The organism is Paraburkholderia sp. BL10I2N1 (assembly GCF_004361815.1).
Taxonomy (GTDB): Bacteria; Pseudomonadota; Gammaproteobacteria; order Burkholderiales; family Burkholderiaceae; genus Paraburkholderia.
In genome coordinates this window covers 2,746,069-2,764,247 of record NZ_SNWA01000001.1, presented here as the reverse complement: position 1 = coordinate 2,764,247, position 18,179 = coordinate 2,746,069, and the positions used below count along the sequence as shown (strand labels likewise).

The window sequence follows — 18,179 nt, the reverse complement described above, 5'->3', positions numbered from 1 at the left end:
CTTATGGACAATTGCTCCGACGGGTTCTCCGTACCAGGCACAGCCCATCTAGCACTTTCTTGATGTGCTTCTGGAAGAATCGTGAGAAATGGTTCTGGCCATTCTGACAATGATTGAAGCTGCGCGCGCGCCGAAGAAGGCTGTTTATGGGCCAGGTTAGGCTGCATCCACGCCATTGCAATGCTACTTCCGCTGCGCCGCTTCCTGACAACATATAAACGGTCGCTGCCCGGCACCTCTTCAGGCAACAACGCTTGCACGTTCGCATCTACGCACCCTGGAACGCATACGAGAAACGCTGCATCTGCCCCCTCAGTGCTCCCGTCAACGCGAGGCTTGTGAATTGGCGTAAGTCGATTCCCAACCGCCGCCGAGAGCCTTACAGAGGGTGATGAGATTCGCGGCAGCGGTCGCCTTGCTTTGTTCGAGGTTGCTCTGGCCCTCCAGTAGTTGCTTCTGCACGTTCAGCACGTCGAGATAGTCAACCGCCCCGGCCTTGTAGCGCTGCTGCGCTACCGACAGTGCACGCTGGTTCAGAGCAACCACTGTCGTCAGTTGATCGCGGCGCAGTTGCTCGGCATCGTAGACGACAAGTGCGTCGTCCACCTCGCGCCAGGCGTCAAGCACGGTGTGTTTGTAGACGATCGCGGCCTCCTGTTGTTGCGCCTCGCGTAAGTGCAGTGTCCCCTTCAGGCGGCCGCCCTCGAAGATCGGCATTGTGATGGAGGGGCCGACAACAAATTGTCCCGACGCCCAGTTGGCGAGGTTCGAGAGCTGAAGACTCTGGAAACCTGCGCTGCCATTTAGCGATATGCGCGGATAAAAATCCGCTTTTGCCATGCCGATCGACGCCGTGGCCGCATGCAGATCCGCCTCCGCCTTCCTGATATCGGGTCTGCGTTGCACAAGCTCCGACGGAAGGCCGATGGGCACCTGTCCAGGTAGCTCGGGCACGTCATGCGGCTCGCCGAGCGTTTGCTTAAGCGCACCCGGTTCCTCGGCGAGCAATACGCCAATCGCGTTGATCCGGATCTCGCTTTGCGATTCGAGCGTCGGAATCAGACTTTCGATTGACGCCGCCTGCGCGGAAGCGTTGGCCACATCCAGATCCGTCGTTACGCCTTCACGCGCCCGTTTCTGCGTGAGCTTCGTGGTATTGCGAGCAATCTCGAGGTTTTGTCTCGCGATCCGCAACAGCGACTGCGTGTCGCACAACTCGATATAGTCTCGCGCGAGTTCGGCGCGGGCAGACAACAAAACTGCGTTTCGGTCTTCGTAGGACGCTTCCGTCAAGGCGGACGCGGCTTCGACACCGCGTCGATTCCGGCCCCAGATGTCGATTTCCCAGGATGCATCGAAGCCGAATTGATAGAGGTTGTAAGCCGGCGAACCTTTGGAGCCCGGCAACGGCGCCACGCCAAGCGGCGCATTACCCGAAGCGGATTGCGATTGGGTTCCGGTCGGCGTGACTCCAAGCAGAGACAGAATGCCGTTCTCGCTTCCGCGCTCGCGGTTGTACGACGCAGCGCCGTCTAACGTGGGATATTCTGCCGCACCCGCAACGCGCTGTTCGGCCCGGCTTTGCCGCAGGCGGGCCGACGCCGCGGCCACATCGAGGTTCGCATCGGCCAGTTGCTGTTCGAGCGCGTTCAACGTGGGATCGTTAAACAGTGTCCACCAATCTGAATTGAATCCGGCTTCGACGGCCCTGCTTGATCCCTGCGCAGATTGGGTTCGATCAAAGACTTCCGCCGGCGTGGACGTGGTTGGACGTTTGAAATCCGGTCCGACGGTGCAGCCCGCTATTGCAACGCACGCCAATATCTCCAACGCTAACGCGCGGAGGGAAAAGTCCCTCGCATTCATTTTCCATCTCCCCGTTCGGCCAGCGTCTCGCCATGCCGACCGACGGCGACTTCGGCTTCGACAGAAAGACCCACGCTCAAGGCAGACGCCGCCGCTTGCCCCTGGTCGATGGTGATCTTGACAGGTACGCGTTGGACGACCTTCGTGAAGTTGCCCGTCGCATTGTCGGGTGCGATAGGCGCAAAGCTCACACCGGTTGCGGGAGCGAGACTATCGACACGGCCGTGAATGACAACGCCAGGAGAGCTGTCGACCTTGATCCGCACGCTTTCGCCAGGCCGCATGTAGGTGATCTGGTTTTCCTGGAAGTTGGCAACGACATAGGCTTCGGAAAGCGGCACGATCGCGAGAACCGGCGCACCAGGCGTCACGAATGCCCCCACCCGCGCAGAACGCCGCCCAACCTTGCCGTCGACCGGCGCGTGAATCTCCGTGTAGGACAGGTTGAGCTTTGCCTGCTCGAGCGCCGCCTCGGCGCGTGCGAGCGCACCGGCCGCCTTGTCGCGCTGGGTATTCAATACGGCGAGGTTCTGCTCAGTCGACGCCAGCGCGGCCTGGTCGTGTGCCTGCTGCGCGAGCTTCTCGGCGAGCGTGCTCGAAGCGTGCTGCTGCTCCTGAGTCGTTCCTGCGCCGGCTTCCGAGAGATTCTGGTACCGCGCGGCGTTTGCTCGCGCAAACTCGATTGACGCATCGTCGGATTTGAGCGTCGCACGCGCCTGCTCGACCAGCGAGGGCTGCCGCACGATCTCGGCGTCGAAGTTCGCGACGGACGCCTTTGCCGCAGCCACGTCCGCTTCCGCACTCATCAATGCGGCCCTGAAGTCACGGTCATCAATACGTACCAGCATTTGCCCGGCTTTGACTGACTGGTTGTCGTTGACCAATACCTCGGATATTTCGCCGGCGATACGCGGTGCCACGAGGGTGAAATCGGCCTCTACATAAGCATCGTTTGTGGATTCGGTATTCGAGCCGCCTGACAGTCCCGAGCAAGCCCATACGCCAACACCCACTGCGACAACCAGAGCAACCACAGGAATAATCTTGAGGGGAGATCGAGCAACGAATGACATGACTATCGTCCCTTAGTGGGGAGAGGGGGCGTAGTGCACCACGGCGGGTAAATACGCACGGGTAACACTGGCACGAGAAAAAGAAGGGCAACGGCTACTCCTGCCATCACGAGATAGAGATCCGCCGAGGTGAGTACCACTGCCTGCACGTGTATCCGGTGCGCAAGTTCGCCGAGGCTATGAACTGCGCCGATACTCTGCCTCGTCACGAGCGCGTGATTGCCTAAGTGGTCCACGAGCATGTTCGAATGAAGGCGTTCGCGATCTGTACCCAACCCTTCGATGAGACCCGTTGCCGCAGCCGCGGAAAACGTTTTAAGCGAGTTGAACATCGCCGAAGCAAACGGACCGTCTGTGGGGGGCAAGCCCGTCGTCACGCCCATCAGGATCGCCAGGATCACCATCGGTTGCGCGATGATCTGTATCGATTGAAGCCAGTAGAAATTGTTGCGGATCCACTCGGACGTGATGAAGCTTCCCATCAGGCAGGTGGTAACCATGAGGCACAATCCAATGGCCATGACCCACCGGTGATCGACCCGCCGTAGATTCAGGACGGCAGCCGTCAGGGGAAGCACGATGAGTAGCGGGATTGCAACCAGCAACGACAAGGGCGCAGTTTGCAGCGGCCGGTAGGTGTGAACCCTGGCGAGATATTGGCCGGGTATCGTAGCCACGCCAACCAGCAGGATGACCGCGCCCGCGAGCGTCGTCAGTCCGTGCGTAAAGTTTCTGCGCGACAGCAACTGCAGCTTGAAAAAGGGCAGCGCGTGAAACCACTCGTTGACGAGGAATGTCACCAATAGCAGCCCGCCACCCACAAACATCACGCGAATGAACCCGGAATCGAGCCAGTCAAGACGATCGCCTTGCAGAAGGCCGATCACGAGCATGGCGACGGCCGGAAATCCCGTCAGAAAGCCGGTCCAGTTGAATGCCCCGAGTCGTTCGAGTTTGAGCGGATCTGGCGGAAGACCCCGCAGGATCGCCACACAGCTTACGATCCCAAGCGGCACGATTTTCCAGAATGCCATTTGCCAACCGGCATACTCGGTCCACAAAGCTGCGAGCGGCGTGCCGAGCGCCGGTCCAAACGTCGCAGTGAGCGCGTACCCGGCGAGTCCGTATAGCTTCACCTTGGGCGGAAGATAGCGTAGTGCCACGATGATCAACATCGGGGGAAGGCATCCGCCGGCAATCCCCTGCAGGACACGCAACACATAGAGCGTAAGCAGATTCGGTGCGAAGGGGCAAAGGAACCCTAAGAGCATCGTCGCGATCACGGCGCCGATCGTAAATCGCTTGAGCGTGAAGGTGATCCCAAACCACGGAGCAAACACCATCGTCGCGACATTAGCCGCCTCGAACAGCGTGGTGAGCCAGGTTCCGTCGTCATGCCCTATCGAGAGCGCGCCCTGAATGTCCGCCAGCGACAGTGCAGTGACCTGTTCGTTGAGAATGGCCAGGAGAGACGCCAGCAGCATCCCGCCGAGCCCGACGGCGAGACGAAGCGAAAGCGCGGGTTGTTTGGGTGTCGGCTGCGCATGAGCCTCTGTCCCCGGCGCAGGAGCGGGTGCCGGCGACGGTGCGAGGGTCGGCGCTCCGGTTCCACTTGCTAAAGGATTGCCTGCAGTCATAGGAGTCCCATTTCTACTCATGTTCGATAGGGTATCTAAATATCCTGGAAGGAGGTCGTGTGAAAAGCGAAGACCCTCCAACATCGATAACGGAATGCGATCGGTTCACGCCTCAGGTTGCGCCCCTTCAAGGTATTGCGGTGCTTCCCGGTGATCGAACATTCCGTACTCCCGGACGAATCCTGGCCACGCTGAGATCGGCGTCAAACTGTTCGGGTATGGGGTGGACTTCAAGCATTGCGGAAAACATGGGCACCTATTTCGTATGGTTGGCTATTCGACGTGACGTGGTGAACGCGCGACGCCAGCGCCGTTGGTCGATTTGTTGCCGCATGACCGGTGCCTGGCGATTGTGGTGATTGTCGAGGACAAACCAGATGCTTTGGAAACCAGGCTAGTGAGTATTGGGCCAATGAGTTAGCGAATTTTGCCAACCGGCCATTAAGCTTCATTATCTGAAAGAGTCTTTTTCGACCTTATAAGGCGACCCTTTCCGACGTGGAAAATCATCAGAAACCGCTTCCTGTCAACTCGAAAGCGTTCAGCGTTGGACAATTGATGTTTTCCTTGAGCCATTCGATGACGCGGACAGTCACCACGCGCACCACAACGAATAGAATTGCGACGTGTGGACGCGGTGATCAGGGTGGGAAGCGGAATGGACAAATTGCGTGAGATGGAGGTCTTCGTAGCCGTCGTCGACCGAGGCAGCTTTACTGGCGCGTCGGACAAACTCGGAATGTCGACCGCTGCGGTCTCGCGGGCGGTCAATTCTCTAGAATCCCGTCTTGGCACGGATCTGCTTGCCCGGACGACTCGAACGATTCGTCCGACGGATGCAGGCATGGCATACCTCGAAGCCTGCAGGAAGGTGTTAGACACCATCACGGATGCGGAAGCAAACATCGCGGCCGATCAACTCAAGCCCGTAGGGACGTTGACCGTTTCTGCTCCGGTCCTGTTCGGCCAGCGATATGTCGCTCCTCTGGTCAACGCCTTCGCGCTGCGTTATCCGGACGTCAGCGTCAATGCGGTGTACGTCGATCGAACCACGCGGCTTCTAGAGGAAGGGGTGGATATTGCTATCCGTGTCGGCCACCTCGGAGACTCCTCGACATTCGCCATTCCGCTGGGTTTTGTGCGACGTCGAACCTACGCGGCGCCCTCTTATCTCGCCGCGCATGGGGAACCGCTTCACCCCAGGGATCTGACCCATCACCACTGTGTGTCCTTCACTGGCGTCTCGCTTCCGCTTGAGTGGGTGTTCAATGAGAACGGTTCGAGGTTGCCTGTCAGACTTCGGCCACGGATGATCGTCGACCTGGGGCCCGCTGCCATTCTCGCCGCCGTTGACGGTGTGGGGCTAACCCAGTTGCTGTCGTATCAGGCGGCTCCTGAGGTAGCCGACGGCAGGCTCCAGGCTGTCCTGACGTCATTCGAGCCCGAGGCGACCCCGGTGAACCTGCTTCATGTAGAGCGGCGAAGCAGCAGCGGCAAGATTCGCGCTTTCGTGGAATTCGTTACCGAGACACTACGCAAAAACGCGCATCTTCAAGACGTGGACGCTACTGCAATACGAACTTCCCGGTAGGCGCTCACCAGCGCATCAAGGTCGAACGCCCTGTTCAGTCCACTTGGGTTGGGCACGACCCATGCCTGTGCGCCGCCGAATGGCCTGGTTTGTGGCCCCCAACGGATATCGCGCGTGCCGGAGATCGCCGAGAGTGCCATCTTTCCAAGGAAAACGATGTGCCGCGGGGCATACTGATCGATCTTCCGCCGAAAAGCATCTCCGGCCAGCTCAATCTCCGGTCGTGACAGTTCGGCGGCCTGCGCGGTGGGTCGCGGGACCACCGTTGTGAGACCGCAACCATATCGAAGAACCGTGCGGTCGTCTTCGGGACGAATCAGTTCTGGAGTAAAGCCTGCAAGATGCATGACCCGCCAGAACCGATTGCCTCTGCCCTCAAAGTGGTGACCTGTCGATGCCGCACGGATGCCCGGATTGATTCCGCAAAATACTAGCGACAAGCCCGTTTCCATGACATCAGGAAGAGATTGAACGGAATCGATGTAAGTCACAGATGAGACAGTCCTTGCAAAGTGACCTGCTTGCCGGCACCGCTATCCACCCATGCCTGCTTGCCTGCCTCGCCGCGGAATCGCTGCCGATATTGTTTCGGTGTTACCTCTAGACGTCGGGAGAAAGTCGTGCGCATATGCGTGGCGCTGCGGAAGCCGCATTTGAATGCTACGGTCTTAAGCGGTGCATCCGTGTCTTCGAGCAACTTCCTCGCGGTGTCGACGCGAACCTGCTCGACAAACACGGACGGCGTCACCTTCGCATACTTCGCAAATAGTCTCGAGAAGGTCCGTCGACTCACTGCAACTGCGCTTGCGAGTTGTTCGATCGATAGTGCATCGGTTATATGCTCTGTCACATATCGGTGCACTTTGCCGATAATCGGATCTTCGTCCCTCCCTGTTCCAATATACGGGCTGTACTGAGACTGGCCGCCTTCCCGCTGGATATAAACGACAAGACGTTTTGCAACACGCACCGCCAACTCGTGTCCCCAGTCTTCCGCGACAAGCGACAGGCATAGATCGATGCCGGCCGTCACGCCGGCCGAAGTAAAGAGGCGTCCGTCACGAACGAAGATCTTGTCGGGCTGCACACACGTCTGCGGAAATTCGTGGGCAAGGCGGCCCGCGTCCGCCCAATGAGTCGTCACTTCCTTGCCGTCAAGCAGTCCCGCATGTGCAAGCACGAATGCCCCGTTGCAAACGGAGCCAAACCGTGTCGCGTCTCGTGCCTGATTTCGCAACCACGTCAGAAAGTCACCTGACGGTTGAGCGTTGGGCAATTGCGGCCCTCCTGCGACCAGTAGCAGGTCCCATTGCGTGTCGAGATCCGCATAGCCAAACGGCACGGAAAGTTGCATCCCGTTCGAGCAGGTCACTGTGCCAGCCCGGGGTCCCACGAGGGAGACTTCATATTTCTGCTGTGCGGAAAGGATCGTGTTTGCTTCCGCAAACACGTCGAGCGGGCCCGCAACATCGAGCGCCTGCACACCATCGAATATAACAATGGCGACTTTCATGCCGTGACCTTCGTGGAGTTAATAGGCCCGTTTCCGTGACCGGCGATTCGCCTGGCTTCACCCGAACGACTGGACCAAGCCAGCTAACCTGTATTGACGAGCGGTATCGCAGCTTACCGCAATAGCCCGGAAACAGGGACGTACTAACCGGTAATTGTCTTTTGCGTCCGCGTAAAGCGAACTGGAGTCGAGCGGTGCCCAGCGGACACCAACCTTCCAGACGCAACGCAACATACGACATTACCGCAGCGGCCGTTGGCCCAAATCTCACGTTGATTGGCCAGACATGGCGACATCCACGTCTTTCCTCTCCCATGCCGACTGATTAGACTCGGTCTGATGGATGCGGCTACGGCCGCCTCTTCAATAGTCGCGGTCGAGGTCGATACGGGACGGTAACCAAGGACAGATCCGTCATGTCGAAAGAAGGCCATACCTCGCACCGGGTGATAACCGGGTGCGGTCGCAGCGGATGCTACCGCTCGACTGCAGTGGACTCGTGGAGTGACGGCCCATGCATGTTGCGATGATGCTGTACGCAGGATTTCGGCTGCTCGAAGTGACGGGCCCGATGGATGTTTTCCACGAAGCAAACCGTCTGTGCGGCTCAACGTTGTACAAGCAGCATCTCGTGGGGCCGTCCCCGGGGCCCGTCCTATGCTCGAATGGCGTAGCGGTGGGCACGACGGAATGTCTGTCGGATGTGCATGCTCTATTCGACATCGTCGTAGTGCCAGGTTGCCCGGTCATCAGCGCGGGGCGCGACCATTGCGAACTGGTGGACTGGCTCAGTGATGCCGGACGTAGGGTGCGAAGACTCGCGTCGGTGTCCAACGGGGCTTTTTTAATCGCACGCGCCGGCCTTGCCGACCATCGCGTGTTGGCTACGCATTGGCGCGACGCGCCACGTCTCTCCGCCGAGTATCCCTTGGTACGTTTCAAGAGCAATCAAGGCTGCTTGAAGGATGGCAACCTGTACTCGTCGCGCGGTGTAAGTGACGGTATCCAGGTGGCCTTGGCCATGGTCAGGGAGGACCTTGGCGAAGAGTTCGCCAGAAGCATTACAAACTCATTGTCGAGGCCGCGCGAGTGAGCGCAAAGATAAGGCATGAGCTCCAGTGTCGCAAAGCGTGACACGACCATGGGCGCGACGCGATGGGGGCAATGCGTTTCGTAGTGACCTCTCGCCTATTTGTTCAGCTTCTATCGAGGTTTATGTCGAAATCTATGGTTGACGAGAATTTAATTTATAAGGCACTCGCAAACCCGTTCCGGCGCGAGATCTTGAGGTGGTTAAAGACGCCGAACGAATACTTCGTACAGGGATACGTCGATTTTGGTTGCGGGGTACCGTCAAATGCAATCCTTGCGCGTGGTGGGCTATCTCAATCGACTGTATCGGCGCACGTCGCGGTGTTGGTCAAGGCGAGACTGCTCGTTTCGACCCGTGTTGGCCAGTGGATGTTTCTAGCGCGAAATGAAGAAGCCATTCGCGCTTTCGCGACACAGATCGGGTTGCATCTGTAGCCACGGGTTTTGTCGACCGGGGTGTTGAAGCGCTGGGCGCCTTCCATCCGCTCGGGCGCATGGGCGAGATGAGCGATATCGCCGGCGCGATTCTGTTCCTTGGTTCCGCCCCATTCATCACGGGAGAAATCCTGCACGTCGACGGCAGACAGAGCAATGGTCACCAAATTTTCTCGGGTACCGCAAGCCGGTGCCCTTTCGTATCCCTACAGCAATTACATCATTCGGGAGTTCCAATTCCGCTTTTGTCAGGGGGACGGTCGCGTCCAGGGACCGATGGTGCGCCGGGTGGCCAGCCTCAAGAACCCATGCACCCTGCACGATGGTGGTGCCGTCACGACTTCACACCGTTGTCGCAACTTTGATTCCCCAGCCGACCAGCAGGAACCCCTCCGCGAAAGGAAGCCATCGCGCTTGCGGCAGCATTTTTTCGAGCATTACGTAGATCGACAGAGCGGCAACCCAAAGCACGTTCATGACGCCAAACACGAAGAGCAGCGCCATCAGCAGCCAGCAACACCCGACGCAATAAGCGCCATGGCGGAATCCCATGATCCAGGCACCGACGGTACCATCGCGCCATTCGGTAAGAAGAAAACCGAGCGGGGAAGCACACTTGCTGAGGCACGCGTGCTTTAAAGGTGTGAACTGGAAGACTCCAGCAATGACCAGAAGACCGCCCCCAAGCAGCGGGGTTGCGCTCACCATCATCGGTGTAACGAGTCGGGCCTCGAGCAAGCCCCACTGCGCGAGCGTTGCCAGCAGGCTGAAGCCGGACCATATGGCCAGGTAGCCAAGAACGAACACGCTCGTGTGCACATACGGCACTTGTTGCGCACGCCGCTGGCGACTCAAGGACGCAAAAATCAGAACCATCGGTACGATCGACGGGAGCATCATGGCGGCCATCATGACGGCCCACATCGCCAGCACCAGCAGCAGATCGACGGCGCCCCAATTCGTCATGCGCGGCATGATAGCCATGGCTACTCCTGCGTCCATGTGCTCCATGCCCCAACTCATGTACAGCAGGTAAGCCCACGCGACCGTTGCGACAGCAGTGAGTCCCGACAGTACGATCACGCGGTCCCGCATCGGCGGGCCTCGCGTGACGACCCCGCCCCGAAAACCAGGCTCATCCATGGTAGGCGAACGCAGAATAGAAGCCGTTTCGGTCCGAGATTTCTCTGGAAAAACCGTGATCGGTGAAGCGAAAACGCTTTGATTTCCCGATCACCGCCGCGAAACCTGGGACAGCGGTAAACGGGTGATTGCTGATGGTTACGTCGCCTCCATCCTGACCAGACAACGCCTCGATTTCGACGTCCGCCACATTGGGTATGCGAAGGCTGCGACGCTTCCCGTCGAGGTGGTAGTCGATCGCGGCTGGCTTGACGCCCATCACTTCGCCAATCAGCGGGCCCAGCGCGGAAAGCGGCCCCCCGACTTGACCGGAGAAAATTTTACCTAATGCCTCTTGCTGCTCCGATGTCCCGCGTTCGTCGAGATAAAGGGCCACCTTCCACTTGTTTTGCAACATGTGACCCGGCGAATACGCAAAGAGAGCGGTGTTTAGCCCGTCCAGTGTCACGTCGCCGAACTCGCCTTGATCGACGTGCCAACCGATCAGCACCGCGCAGTCGCCGTCCGACGGCGGACTGAGACAAACGCAACTGCACGGAGCGTAGCAGTTGCAGCTCTCGAAATAGGTACCGGCAACCTTCCAGTTCTCGGCCATGGCATTCACCTCCGTCGTCAGAATGCGGGCAGGTTGTGCACGCTTAGGGCAATTGGGTGGCACGTTTGCGCGCGTCAGTATCGATTCAGGGACGCCGAACCTGGCGAGCGAATCAAGTTAAGTCTAGATCGAAATGGCCGGCGGTGAGTAGGCCTTCCAGGGGGCGACGGCGCAGCAATGCGTCGCTGCTACCCGACCGGTCTACGCGAGCCATGCTTATTCTGCGAACAGGTCCGGCCCAAACACTTCGTAGTGAATGCGGGCTTCATGGATGCTGAGCTCCTTTAGCGCGTCATGTTGCATGCGCATAAAGGGAATCGGTCCGCAGATGTAGTAGTCGGCGTCCGGCAACAGGATCGAACTCTTGATCAGATGGACGTCGACGAAGCCTGCGTGATCGTAGTCACGGCCCTGAGTATCCTGGGGCAGCGGCTCGTCATAAAACACCACCAGATGGAGATTGGCATGCGCCGCGGCTGCCTCACGCAGCCGGTCACGCATGGCATGCACCGCGCCGTTGCGAGCACCGTGAACAAATACCACCTGCCGCTGCGGATCGTGTATGGCCTTCTTGAGCATGCTGACCATCGGCGTCAGCCCCACGCCTCCGCTGATCAGAACGATAGGCGTCCTGGCGCTGACATCGATATGGAAACTGCCATATGGCGCGGCCAGCCTGACCTCTTCTCCGACATTGACGTGATCGTGCAACAGGCAAGAGACATAGCCTGGCGGATGCGTACCACCGCTCTCGCGTTTGACGGAGATGCGGTAGCTGCGCCCGTTTGGCACATCCGAGAGACTGTACTGCCGAATCTGCTGCAGACCCAGAGCCGGCACGTTCACGGCGATACTGATGTATTGCCCGGGTTCGAAGTTTGCGGCGGGTCCGCCATCGGCCGGTTCAAGAACGAAGGATGTGATGACGCTGCTTTCCGCCCTCTTCTCGCGAACGACGAAGGTGCGCCAGCCGGTCCAGCCGCCCAGTCTCTCCGAGGAGACTTCGTACAACTCGCTTTCCATGCCCATCAGGATATCTGCGAGGTTGCTGTAGGCCTGTGCCCAGGCGGAAACAATATCCTCTGTGGCCGCCGTGCCGAGCACGTCCTTGATGGCGCCAAGCAGGTGCTCGCCGACGATCGGATAGTGCTCCGGCAGCACGCCGAGGCTCGCATGCTTGTTGGCAATGTTTTTCAGCACCGCCGTCAGGCTTGCGGGGTCCTCGATATTTTCCGCGTAGGCATAGACGGCACGCGCCAGCGCCTGCTGTTGCTGCCCCTGTTCCTGATGTGCCATATTGAACACATTCTTCAGTTCAGGATGGGTCTCGAACAGACGCTGATAAAAACGCTGGATGATGGCGTAGCCATATTCGGCCAGAACGGGCGCGGTGGCCTTGACGATGTCCTTCGTTCGCTGCGTCAGCATGGCCTGGCTCCTTCGCATGGATGGGAAGCACCCGCAACTAGCTCAAGTCTATACAACAACGGCGCGTTTGATGATACGAGTCGGCCCGGCTCGAGCCGAAAGCGGTGGCGGAGAGCAACGCTATCGACGCAGGTTACGGAGGAATACCCGTCATGCGGCGAAAGCGATTGGCTACAGCATTTCACGACCGATCTCGACGCGGGCGTCTTCGGCTGACCGGAGGAGATCCCGGGCGCCATCGAAATCCGTGACTTGCGCTACGCGAACGCGAGCACGAAATCGAACCTGGCAGCCTTGCGCCCGCCGCGGTCGTCGATCGTCATCAGCAGCCGGTGATCAAACAGGAAATCGAGAGAGTTGCGCTGCTCGTTGGGAAAGTAAAGTTGGGTCGTGAGGGTAGGCCCGTTCGGCGCTTGCACCGTCACATGGAAGTGTCGTGTGCGCCCCGGATACAGACCCGGCACGATGGTCTCGAGGCGGTAGCGTCCCTCGCCGTCAGCGAATTGGTGACCGCGCAGCCGGAACCCCTCGACGTCGTATTCCCCGGCGTTATTAGCGTGCCAGAAATCGAGCAAAGCCCCGGACACCGCCCTGCATCCTGTCGACAGTACCTGCCCGGTCAGGACGATCTTCGTTCCATTGATTTCCGGTTCGAGCAGCGATGCGCGTTGCGGCGAGTGCGGCAGGAAGAACGGGCCTGCCGTCTGCCGAGGCGTCGGTCCGTGACCGTCGTCGCAGGCGGGCGTCGGTGAGACTGCGTCGGCCCGGCCTTCGTCGGTTTCTCCGAGCGCCAACAGCAGCAACGTAGACGGCACCGCACCCGACCTGCGAAGAAAATCGCGCCGCCCCTGGTTCACACTCCGCGCGCGCATCGTCCACCCTCCTTGTTTCGCCCTCGACCGTCTTGCCGCGCGATCCGCGCTGCGGAGTCGACGGGCGTCCGTGCGGGTCTCGTCGAAGTGAATAGAGCCTGCAACAGTGCTAACCATGGTAGGCCGAAACTTCAGGTCGGGTGAGCCGGCCGCGAGGTCGCGACCGGCCGTAGTCGTCGAGTTTCTGGTGCAAATAGGGAGATCAAATGGCTCTGTTCATCGCTACCATCGGTGTGCCTCGCCCAGCACACCGAGTGGGATGAACGGCAGAAACCGACCCCGAAGCTGCCTGTCGGTTTCAAGCGTTCCCGATGGCGGCTCCCGACGAGAAAGCGGCCGCCCCCTCATCTGGAATGAAAAGCGTTGAAGCCGGTCTTGATTGCTCACCATCCATCAGGAAATAGCTCTGGGCGCACCTACCGAAGCTGGCCAACGACAAGCCGGAAGCCGCTGGTAGCGATGGTGATCATCGATCGGCACTGGCCACACCAGATCCCACGATCAAGTTTTTGCCCCGCTCGATCGGCCAAACGACCCCATCAAAATCGTCATGGGTTAGCGCCGTGAGGGCGTTCACTCCTCGCACTGCATGTCCTGCTTCAACACGACGATAATCACCGGATATGTCCCCCGGTCGAGTTCCACGCGAGCGACCACGGCCATCGTCGCGCTGTCGATGTCGTCGTAGACGCTGACTCTTTCATGCCGAAGGCTTGTGATGCCGATGCAGCCGGATGCACGCCCCTCGTCGGAGACCTGGCATTGGATCGGGTTGTCTGCAAGGTATCGATATTTGTCTCTGTCGGGGGTCGCCAGGTATTCACGAACGCTCTGTGCCGATCCTCCGACGCCGGTGACATACCCCATGCCACACTGCTCTTTGAGGCTATCACTGCCGGCGGATGTTTCGGCTATCGCGGCCGTGCCTGCCGCCGCGAGTGCCGCCGCAAGTGTCGATGCAAGGAGGTATTTCATGGCGCAAATCACCGCTGTCGGATCGAAGTGCTGAATTGTAATGGCATCTTGCGCAACGGGTCTGGAAGCGAAGAACGGCCCTCATGTTAATCAGTGCAGGCGTAAATCGGCGACATTAAGATAAGCTTGTGCAGTTTAGACCGCTAACTGGATACGCGGAGGCGGCGGGGCGCCACCTTGTCATTCCCCCGATACTCAGCTGTGAGATCGTTGCCGCCGGTCTCTCGTTGCCGGATCGAATCCTCATCGTCCTACTTTGCTACGGATCACGATATGCTCGCGAATGGCATCGTTTACAACCGATTCGATGTTTCCGGGCTGCCGCCACAACAGCAATTGCTGGCTTATTGGGAGCAGCTAGGCCAAATTGTCGAGGTTGTGCCGTCACGTGAGCAGGTTCGACTGCCCTTTATCTGCATCAACGACCGTTACGATATCGGCGAATTTCGTATCAGTGACACCTATACCGATCATGTAACGATCGAACGCACCATCGCCCGCATTTCGCGCGATCACGCGCGCGGCATCGGTTTTACCATCTTGCTGGACGGTGACGCTCATTTGGCAACAACGCTTGCCAGGAACCGTGAGTACCGCTTGTGTGGGGGCAGCATACTTGCCACCGACTTTGAACAGCCCGTACGCCTGCGGCGGCAGGCGTGCCGATACATCACGCTCGTTGTGCCCTCCAACCTGCTGCGACACGTGTTCTCCGACCCAGCAGCAATACACGGACGCGTGCTCGATCCGAGCGGGCCCGCCACGCGGCTTATCGTCGAGCGCGCTACGACGCTAGTCGAGAACTTCCGGTACATGCCGTTCGAGGATGGTCATCGCAAACTCGCCGGCCTCGTGGAACTCATCGCAGCCGCATTCGGGGAAGAGGCTGGTTTGAGTGGCAGCAAGCGAGCCGTCGTCCGTGCGCTCATGTTCGAAAATACGCGACGATATGTCCGCGAAAACCTGCAGGAATGCGAGCTGTCACCCGATAGCGTAATTGAATCGTTAGGGCTCCCACGCAGCACGATTTATCGGCTATTCGAACATGAGGGTGGGCTTGGTGCTTATATTCGTCATCTTCGCTTGCGCGTCGCCGCAGACGAGCTCGTTCGATGTCCGGGCGTTCCGATCAAGGATGTTGGGTATTCTGTCGGCTTCAAAAGTGCATCCGACTTTACGCGTGCGTTTCGGCGCGCCTACGAAATGACACCTCAAGAAATGCGCCTGAACGTTTACCGATATCTTCATGCTGAACTGCGATAGCCAGCCGTATCGGCTCCCATCAGTGGCTGCACAGGCTCTGTAGTTGATTCGAAGCGAGCACAGGCTTGAATATCGCCTCGGCGCAGCCGTCCGCTTCACATGTCGAATCTGTCTCGGGACTGCTCGGTTCCTTGCGAGAAAGCCGGAAATATTCGACACAGATGCTGACCGTGACAGTGAACCGGTATACGGCAGGCGTGACACCGTCACCGGTTCCTCGCTGCTCCGCCCTGCCCGGCCAGGCGATCAAGGCCTGAACGCATTCATCAGCAATCCTTCATGACACACCCGGGCCGGGTTCTCCCTGGGCATTGAGTGCTGCGATGCGGAGCTGGCTCAGCATCGAGCCGCTTTCGACGACGGCTTTATTCAAGGTAACAGCTGCGAATTCCATCGCCGATCCTGTCTACACAGACCATGCATCGGCCGCCGCAGGTAGCGTACCTGGGGCGCTTGTTAGACAGGGTTTACGCGAAATCCCGTCAACCCTTGCGGGTATTGGTCGGGGCGAGAGGATTTGAACCTCGTTGAGGCCTTGCCTGGTAAGGCCTTGCGAGAAGGTGGTGTTAAACCGTGTTAAATCGGCCCCACAACCTTTACCATCTTCTTTCTTTTTGCTTACGATAGCGGCGCGTCATGCGCTAGCCTAGTCGCACTCTTCTTTCCGCTCCCCTGCCACGTGGGGGGCGTTCAAGATTTGGATTTTTTCGTACGCTAGGCGTCCGGAATCGACCCGTTGCAGCCGGTCGAGCAGTCTCTGTTCTAAGCTGAGGTTGCTTCCCAAAAACCTAATCTTTTGACCTGAAAAGCCCGGCCTGTGGCGGCGCCGGGTTTTTTAGGATGCAAAAAATGTAGGCATGTAATTACTAATTTTACTCCTTGAATTTTTGGATGGTTAATCTATAAAGTGGGCATGCACATTCACGTCATCCCCAACCGCGACTCGCCACCGACCGTGCTGCTGCGCGAGTCCTACCGCGATGGCAAGACCGTCAAAAAGCGCACCCTCGCCAATCTCTCCGCGCTGACCGCCGACCAGATCGAGCTGATCCGCCAGGTGCTGCGCGGCGAGAAGCTGGTCGCGCCGGCGTCCCTCTTCGAGATCGATGGCTCACGACATCACGGTCATGTGCAGGCGGTCTGGCTGGCCATGCAGCGCCTGGGGCTGCCGCAGCTGCTGTCGACACGCCCATGTGCAGAACGCCAGCGCGTGCTGGCCATGATCGCTGCGCGGATACTGAGCCCCCACAGCAAGCTGGCCACCACGCGCTGGTGGGACACCACCACCTTGCCGGAACTGTTTGAGCTCGACGTCTGCGACGAGCAGGCGCTGTACGCCGCAATGGACTGGCTGCTCGAGCGTCAGGATGCGATCCAGGGCAAGCTCGCGCAGCGTTATCTGCAGCCCGGTGGCATCGTGCTGTATGACCTGAGTTCGAGCTACTTCGAGGGCAGCACCTGTGAGCTGGCCGCCCTCGGGTACAACCGTGACGGCAAGCGCGGCAAGCTGCAGGTCAACTATGGACTGCTTACCGATGCGCGCGGCGTGCCGGTTGCCATCTCGGTGTTTGAGGGCAACACGGCCGATGCGCACACGTTCATGCCACAGGTCAGGCAACTGCGTGAGCGCTTTGGCATCGACGAGATGGTGCTGGTGGGCGACCGCGGCATGATCGCCCAGACCCATATCGATGCGCTCAGGGCCGACGCCGGATTACAGTGGATCACCGCACTGAAGACCGGCAGCCTGCGTGTGCTGGCCAGCGAGGGGGCATTGCAGCTCGGGCTCTTTGATGAGCGCAACCTGTTCGAATTTACCCACGCCGACTATCCGGGCGAGCGCCTGGTGGCCTGCCGCAACCCCGAACTGGCGAAGAGGCGGGCCCACAAGCGCCAGGCGCTGCTGGAGGCCACTGTTGCACTGCTCGAACCGATCCGCCTGCGGGTGGCCGCCGGGCGCCTGAAAGGCCAGGACCGCATCGGCCTGTGCGTGGGCAAGGTGCTCAACCGCCACAAGGTCGGCAAGCACCTTGATCTGGAAATGGGTGACGCCTCGTTTGGGTACACGATCAACGACGCACGGGTGGCGCAGGAAGCCAGCCTCGACGGCATCTACGTGATCCGCACCGCGGTAGCGCAAGAGCGCATGGGCAGCGATGACGTCGTGCGCAATTACAAGAGCCTCAGTCAGGTCGAGCAGGCCTTCCGTTCCATGAAGAGCGTGGACCTCGAGGTGCGGCCGATCTATCACCGCCTGGCCGACCGGGTGCGTGCCCACCTGCTGCTGTGCATGCTCGCCTACTACGTCAAATGGCACATGATGCAGGCCTGGCGCCCACTGCTGTTCGCGGACGAAGACCAGGCGGCCAAGGCGCAACGCGATCCGGTCGCTCCGGCCAGGCGCTCGGCCAACGCATTGCGCAAAGTCTCGAACAGGACGCTGGACGACGGCACCTGCGTGCACAGCTTCGATTCGCTGCTACACCACCTCAGCACCATCGTGCGCAATGCCTGCCATCACCCAGGCGCGGCTGCACACGAAGCCACCTTCACCCTCGATACGGCACCCGACGCCAAACAGCGGCAAGCCCTTGAGCTGCTGAAGTCCATCGCCTTGTAGGCAGCAGCCCAACACTGAATCAACCGCAACCGGTTGATTCAAAAGAAAACTTTGCGTCGCGGGTGCAGCAACTTCA

At 59.4% G+C, this 18,179-nt stretch carries 14 protein-coding genes and 1 pseudogene; 5 read left to right on the top strand and 10 right to left on the bottom strand.

What is annotated here, in order from left to right; all coding sequences use genetic code 11:
• Positions 1 to 324 precede the first annotated feature (324 nt).
• The 3 genes from B0G77_RS12955 to B0G77_RS12945 are packed head-to-tail and all read right to left on the bottom strand — an operon-like array spanning position 325 to position 4,576.
• Positions 325 to 1,866 carry an efflux transporter outer membrane subunit gene (locus B0G77_RS12955; RefSeq protein ID WP_133662484.1) on the bottom strand — a complete coding sequence of 514 codons (1,542 nt, stop codon included), beginning with the start codon at positions 1,864 to 1,866 and terminating at the stop codon, positions 325 to 327.
• On the bottom strand, positions 1,863 to 2,939 hold the full coding sequence (locus B0G77_RS12950; protein ID WP_133662483.1) for an HlyD family secretion protein: 1,077 nt from the start codon (positions 2,937 to 2,939) through the stop codon (positions 1,863 to 1,865). The genes B0G77_RS12955 and B0G77_RS12950 overlap by 4 nt, the downstream gene beginning before the upstream one ends.
• Positions 2,940 to 2,941: 2 nt before the next feature.
• Complete coding sequence (locus tag B0G77_RS12945) at positions 2,942 to 4,576, bottom strand: MFS transporter (RefSeq protein ID WP_133662482.1); 1,635 nt, start codon at positions 4,574 to 4,576, stop codon at positions 2,942 to 2,944.
• Between the two features lie 658 nt (positions 4,577 to 5,234).
• Here B0G77_RS12945 and B0G77_RS12935 point away from each other — a divergent pair.
• A complete protein-coding gene (locus B0G77_RS12935; protein WP_133662481.1) occupies positions 5,235 to 6,167 on the top strand; it encodes a LysR family transcriptional regulator in 933 nt (310 codons plus the stop codon).
• Here B0G77_RS12935 and mug read toward each other — a convergent pair.
• Both mug and B0G77_RS12925 read right to left on the bottom strand, forming a co-directional pair.
• A complete protein-coding gene (mug, locus tag B0G77_RS12930) occupies positions 6,128 to 6,619 on the bottom strand; it encodes a G/U mismatch-specific DNA glycosylase (RefSeq protein ID WP_133664126.1) in 492 nt (163 codons plus the stop codon). The two genes, B0G77_RS12935 and mug, sit on opposite strands and share 40 nt — an antisense overlap.
• Before the next feature lie 35 nt (positions 6,620 to 6,654).
• Positions 6,655 to 7,680 carry a GlxA family transcriptional regulator gene (locus B0G77_RS12925; protein ID WP_133662480.1) on the bottom strand — a complete coding sequence of 342 codons (1,026 nt, stop codon included), beginning with the start codon at positions 7,678 to 7,680 and terminating at the stop codon, positions 6,655 to 6,657.
• 514 nt (positions 7,681 to 8,194) lie between these two features.
• On the opposite strand from B0G77_RS12925, the gene B0G77_RS12920 reads away from it, so the two are divergent.
• Positions 8,195 to 8,773, top strand: a complete 579-nt coding sequence (locus B0G77_RS12920; RefSeq protein WP_133662479.1) for an AraC family transcriptional regulator — start codon at positions 8,195 to 8,197, stop codon at positions 8,771 to 8,773.
• 463 nt (positions 8,774 to 9,236) lie between these two features.
• A pseudogene (locus tag B0G77_RS12910) lies at positions 9,237 to 9,371 on the top strand (SDR family oxidoreductase); the annotation flags it as partial.
• 178 nt (positions 9,372 to 9,549) lie between these two features.
• Here B0G77_RS12910 and B0G77_RS12905 read toward each other — a convergent pair.
• The 5 genes from B0G77_RS12905 to B0G77_RS12880 all read right to left on the bottom strand — a co-directional run bounded on the left by B0G77_RS12905 (position 9,550) and on the right by B0G77_RS12880 (position 14,220).
• Entirely contained in the window at positions 9,550 to 10,191 is a 642-nt protein-coding gene (locus tag B0G77_RS12905; RefSeq protein WP_208116420.1) for a DUF2182 domain-containing protein, read from the bottom strand.
• Positions 10,192 to 10,342: 151 nt separating this feature from the next.
• Positions 10,343 to 10,945 (bottom strand): DUF1326 domain-containing protein, encoded by a 603-nt coding sequence (locus tag B0G77_RS12900; protein ID WP_133662476.1) that lies wholly within the window; start codon positions 10,943 to 10,945, stop codon positions 10,343 to 10,345.
• Between the two features lie 216 nt (positions 10,946 to 11,161).
• Positions 11,162 to 12,373, bottom strand: a complete 1,212-nt coding sequence (hmpA, locus tag B0G77_RS12895) for an NO-inducible flavohemoprotein (protein WP_133662475.1) — start codon at positions 12,371 to 12,373, stop codon at positions 11,162 to 11,164.
• A gap of 257 nt (positions 12,374 to 12,630) precedes the next feature.
• Complete coding sequence (locus B0G77_RS12885) at positions 12,631 to 13,245, bottom strand: intradiol ring-cleavage dioxygenase (protein ID WP_133662474.1); 615 nt, start codon at positions 13,243 to 13,245, stop codon at positions 12,631 to 12,633.
• Between the two features lie 573 nt (positions 13,246 to 13,818).
• Positions 13,819 to 14,220 carry a hypothetical protein gene (locus tag B0G77_RS12880; protein ID WP_133662473.1) on the bottom strand — a complete coding sequence of 134 codons (402 nt, stop codon included), beginning with the start codon at positions 14,218 to 14,220 and terminating at the stop codon, positions 13,819 to 13,821.
• 273 nt (positions 14,221 to 14,493) lie between these two features.
• On the opposite strand from B0G77_RS12880, the gene B0G77_RS12875 reads away from it, so the two are divergent.
• On the top strand, positions 14,494 to 15,483 hold the full coding sequence (locus B0G77_RS12875; protein WP_133662472.1) for an AraC family transcriptional regulator: 990 nt from the start codon (positions 14,494 to 14,496) through the stop codon (positions 15,481 to 15,483).
• Positions 15,484 to 16,396: 913 nt separating this feature from the next.
• Entirely contained in the window at positions 16,397 to 18,103 is a 1,707-nt protein-coding gene (locus B0G77_RS12870; RefSeq protein WP_133662471.1) for an IS1634 family transposase, read from the top strand.
• The last annotated feature ends 76 nt before the right edge of the window (positions 18,104 to 18,179 follow it).

What these genes read in the sequence shown, in the direction of transcription:
- B0G77_RS12905 (WP_208116420.1), bottom strand. Translation starts at nt 10,191, where the DNA reads ATGGCTATCATGCCGCGCATGACGAATTGGGGCGCCGTCGATCTGCTG.
- hmpA (WP_133662475.1), bottom strand. Translation starts at nt 12,373, where the DNA reads ATGCTGACGCAGCGAACGAAGGACATCGTCAAGGCCACCGCGCCCGTT.
- B0G77_RS12945 (WP_133662482.1), bottom strand. Translation starts at nt 4,576, where the DNA reads ATGACTGCAGGCAATCCTTTAGCAAGTGGAACCGGAGCGCCGACCCTC.
- B0G77_RS12935 (WP_133662481.1), top strand. Translation starts at nt 5,235, where the DNA reads ATGGACAAATTGCGTGAGATGGAGGTCTTCGTAGCCGTCGTCGACCGA.
- B0G77_RS12880 (WP_133662473.1), bottom strand. Translation starts at nt 14,220, where the DNA reads ATGAAATACCTCCTTGCATCGACACTTGCGGCGGCACTCGCGGCGGCA.
- B0G77_RS12885 (WP_133662474.1), bottom strand. Translation starts at nt 13,245, where the DNA reads ATGCGCGCGCGGAGTGTGAACCAGGGGCGGCGCGATTTTCTTCGCAGG.
- B0G77_RS12900 (WP_133662476.1), bottom strand. Translation starts at nt 10,945, where the DNA reads ATGGCCGAGAACTGGAAGGTTGCCGGTACCTATTTCGAGAGCTGCAAC.
- B0G77_RS12925 (WP_133662480.1), bottom strand. Translation starts at nt 7,680, where the DNA reads ATGAAAGTCGCCATTGTTATATTCGATGGTGTGCAGGCGCTCGATGTT.
- B0G77_RS12870 (WP_133662471.1), top strand. Translation starts at nt 16,397, where the DNA reads ATGCACATTCACGTCATCCCCAACCGCGACTCGCCACCGACCGTGCTG.
- B0G77_RS12875 (WP_133662472.1), top strand. Translation starts at nt 14,494, where the DNA reads ATGCTCGCGAATGGCATCGTTTACAACCGATTCGATGTTTCCGGGCTG.
- B0G77_RS12920 (WP_133662479.1), top strand. Translation starts at nt 8,195, where the DNA reads ATGCATGTTGCGATGATGCTGTACGCAGGATTTCGGCTGCTCGAAGTG.
- mug (WP_133664126.1), bottom strand. Translation starts at nt 6,619, where the DNA reads ATGGAAACGGGCTTGTCGCTAGTATTTTGCGGAATCAATCCGGGCATC.
- B0G77_RS12955 (WP_133662484.1), bottom strand. Translation starts at nt 1,866, where the DNA reads ATGAATGCGAGGGACTTTTCCCTCCGCGCGTTAGCGTTGGAGATATTG.
- B0G77_RS12950 (WP_133662483.1), bottom strand. Translation starts at nt 2,939, where the DNA reads ATGTCATTCGTTGCTCGATCTCCCCTCAAGATTATTCCTGTGGTTGCT.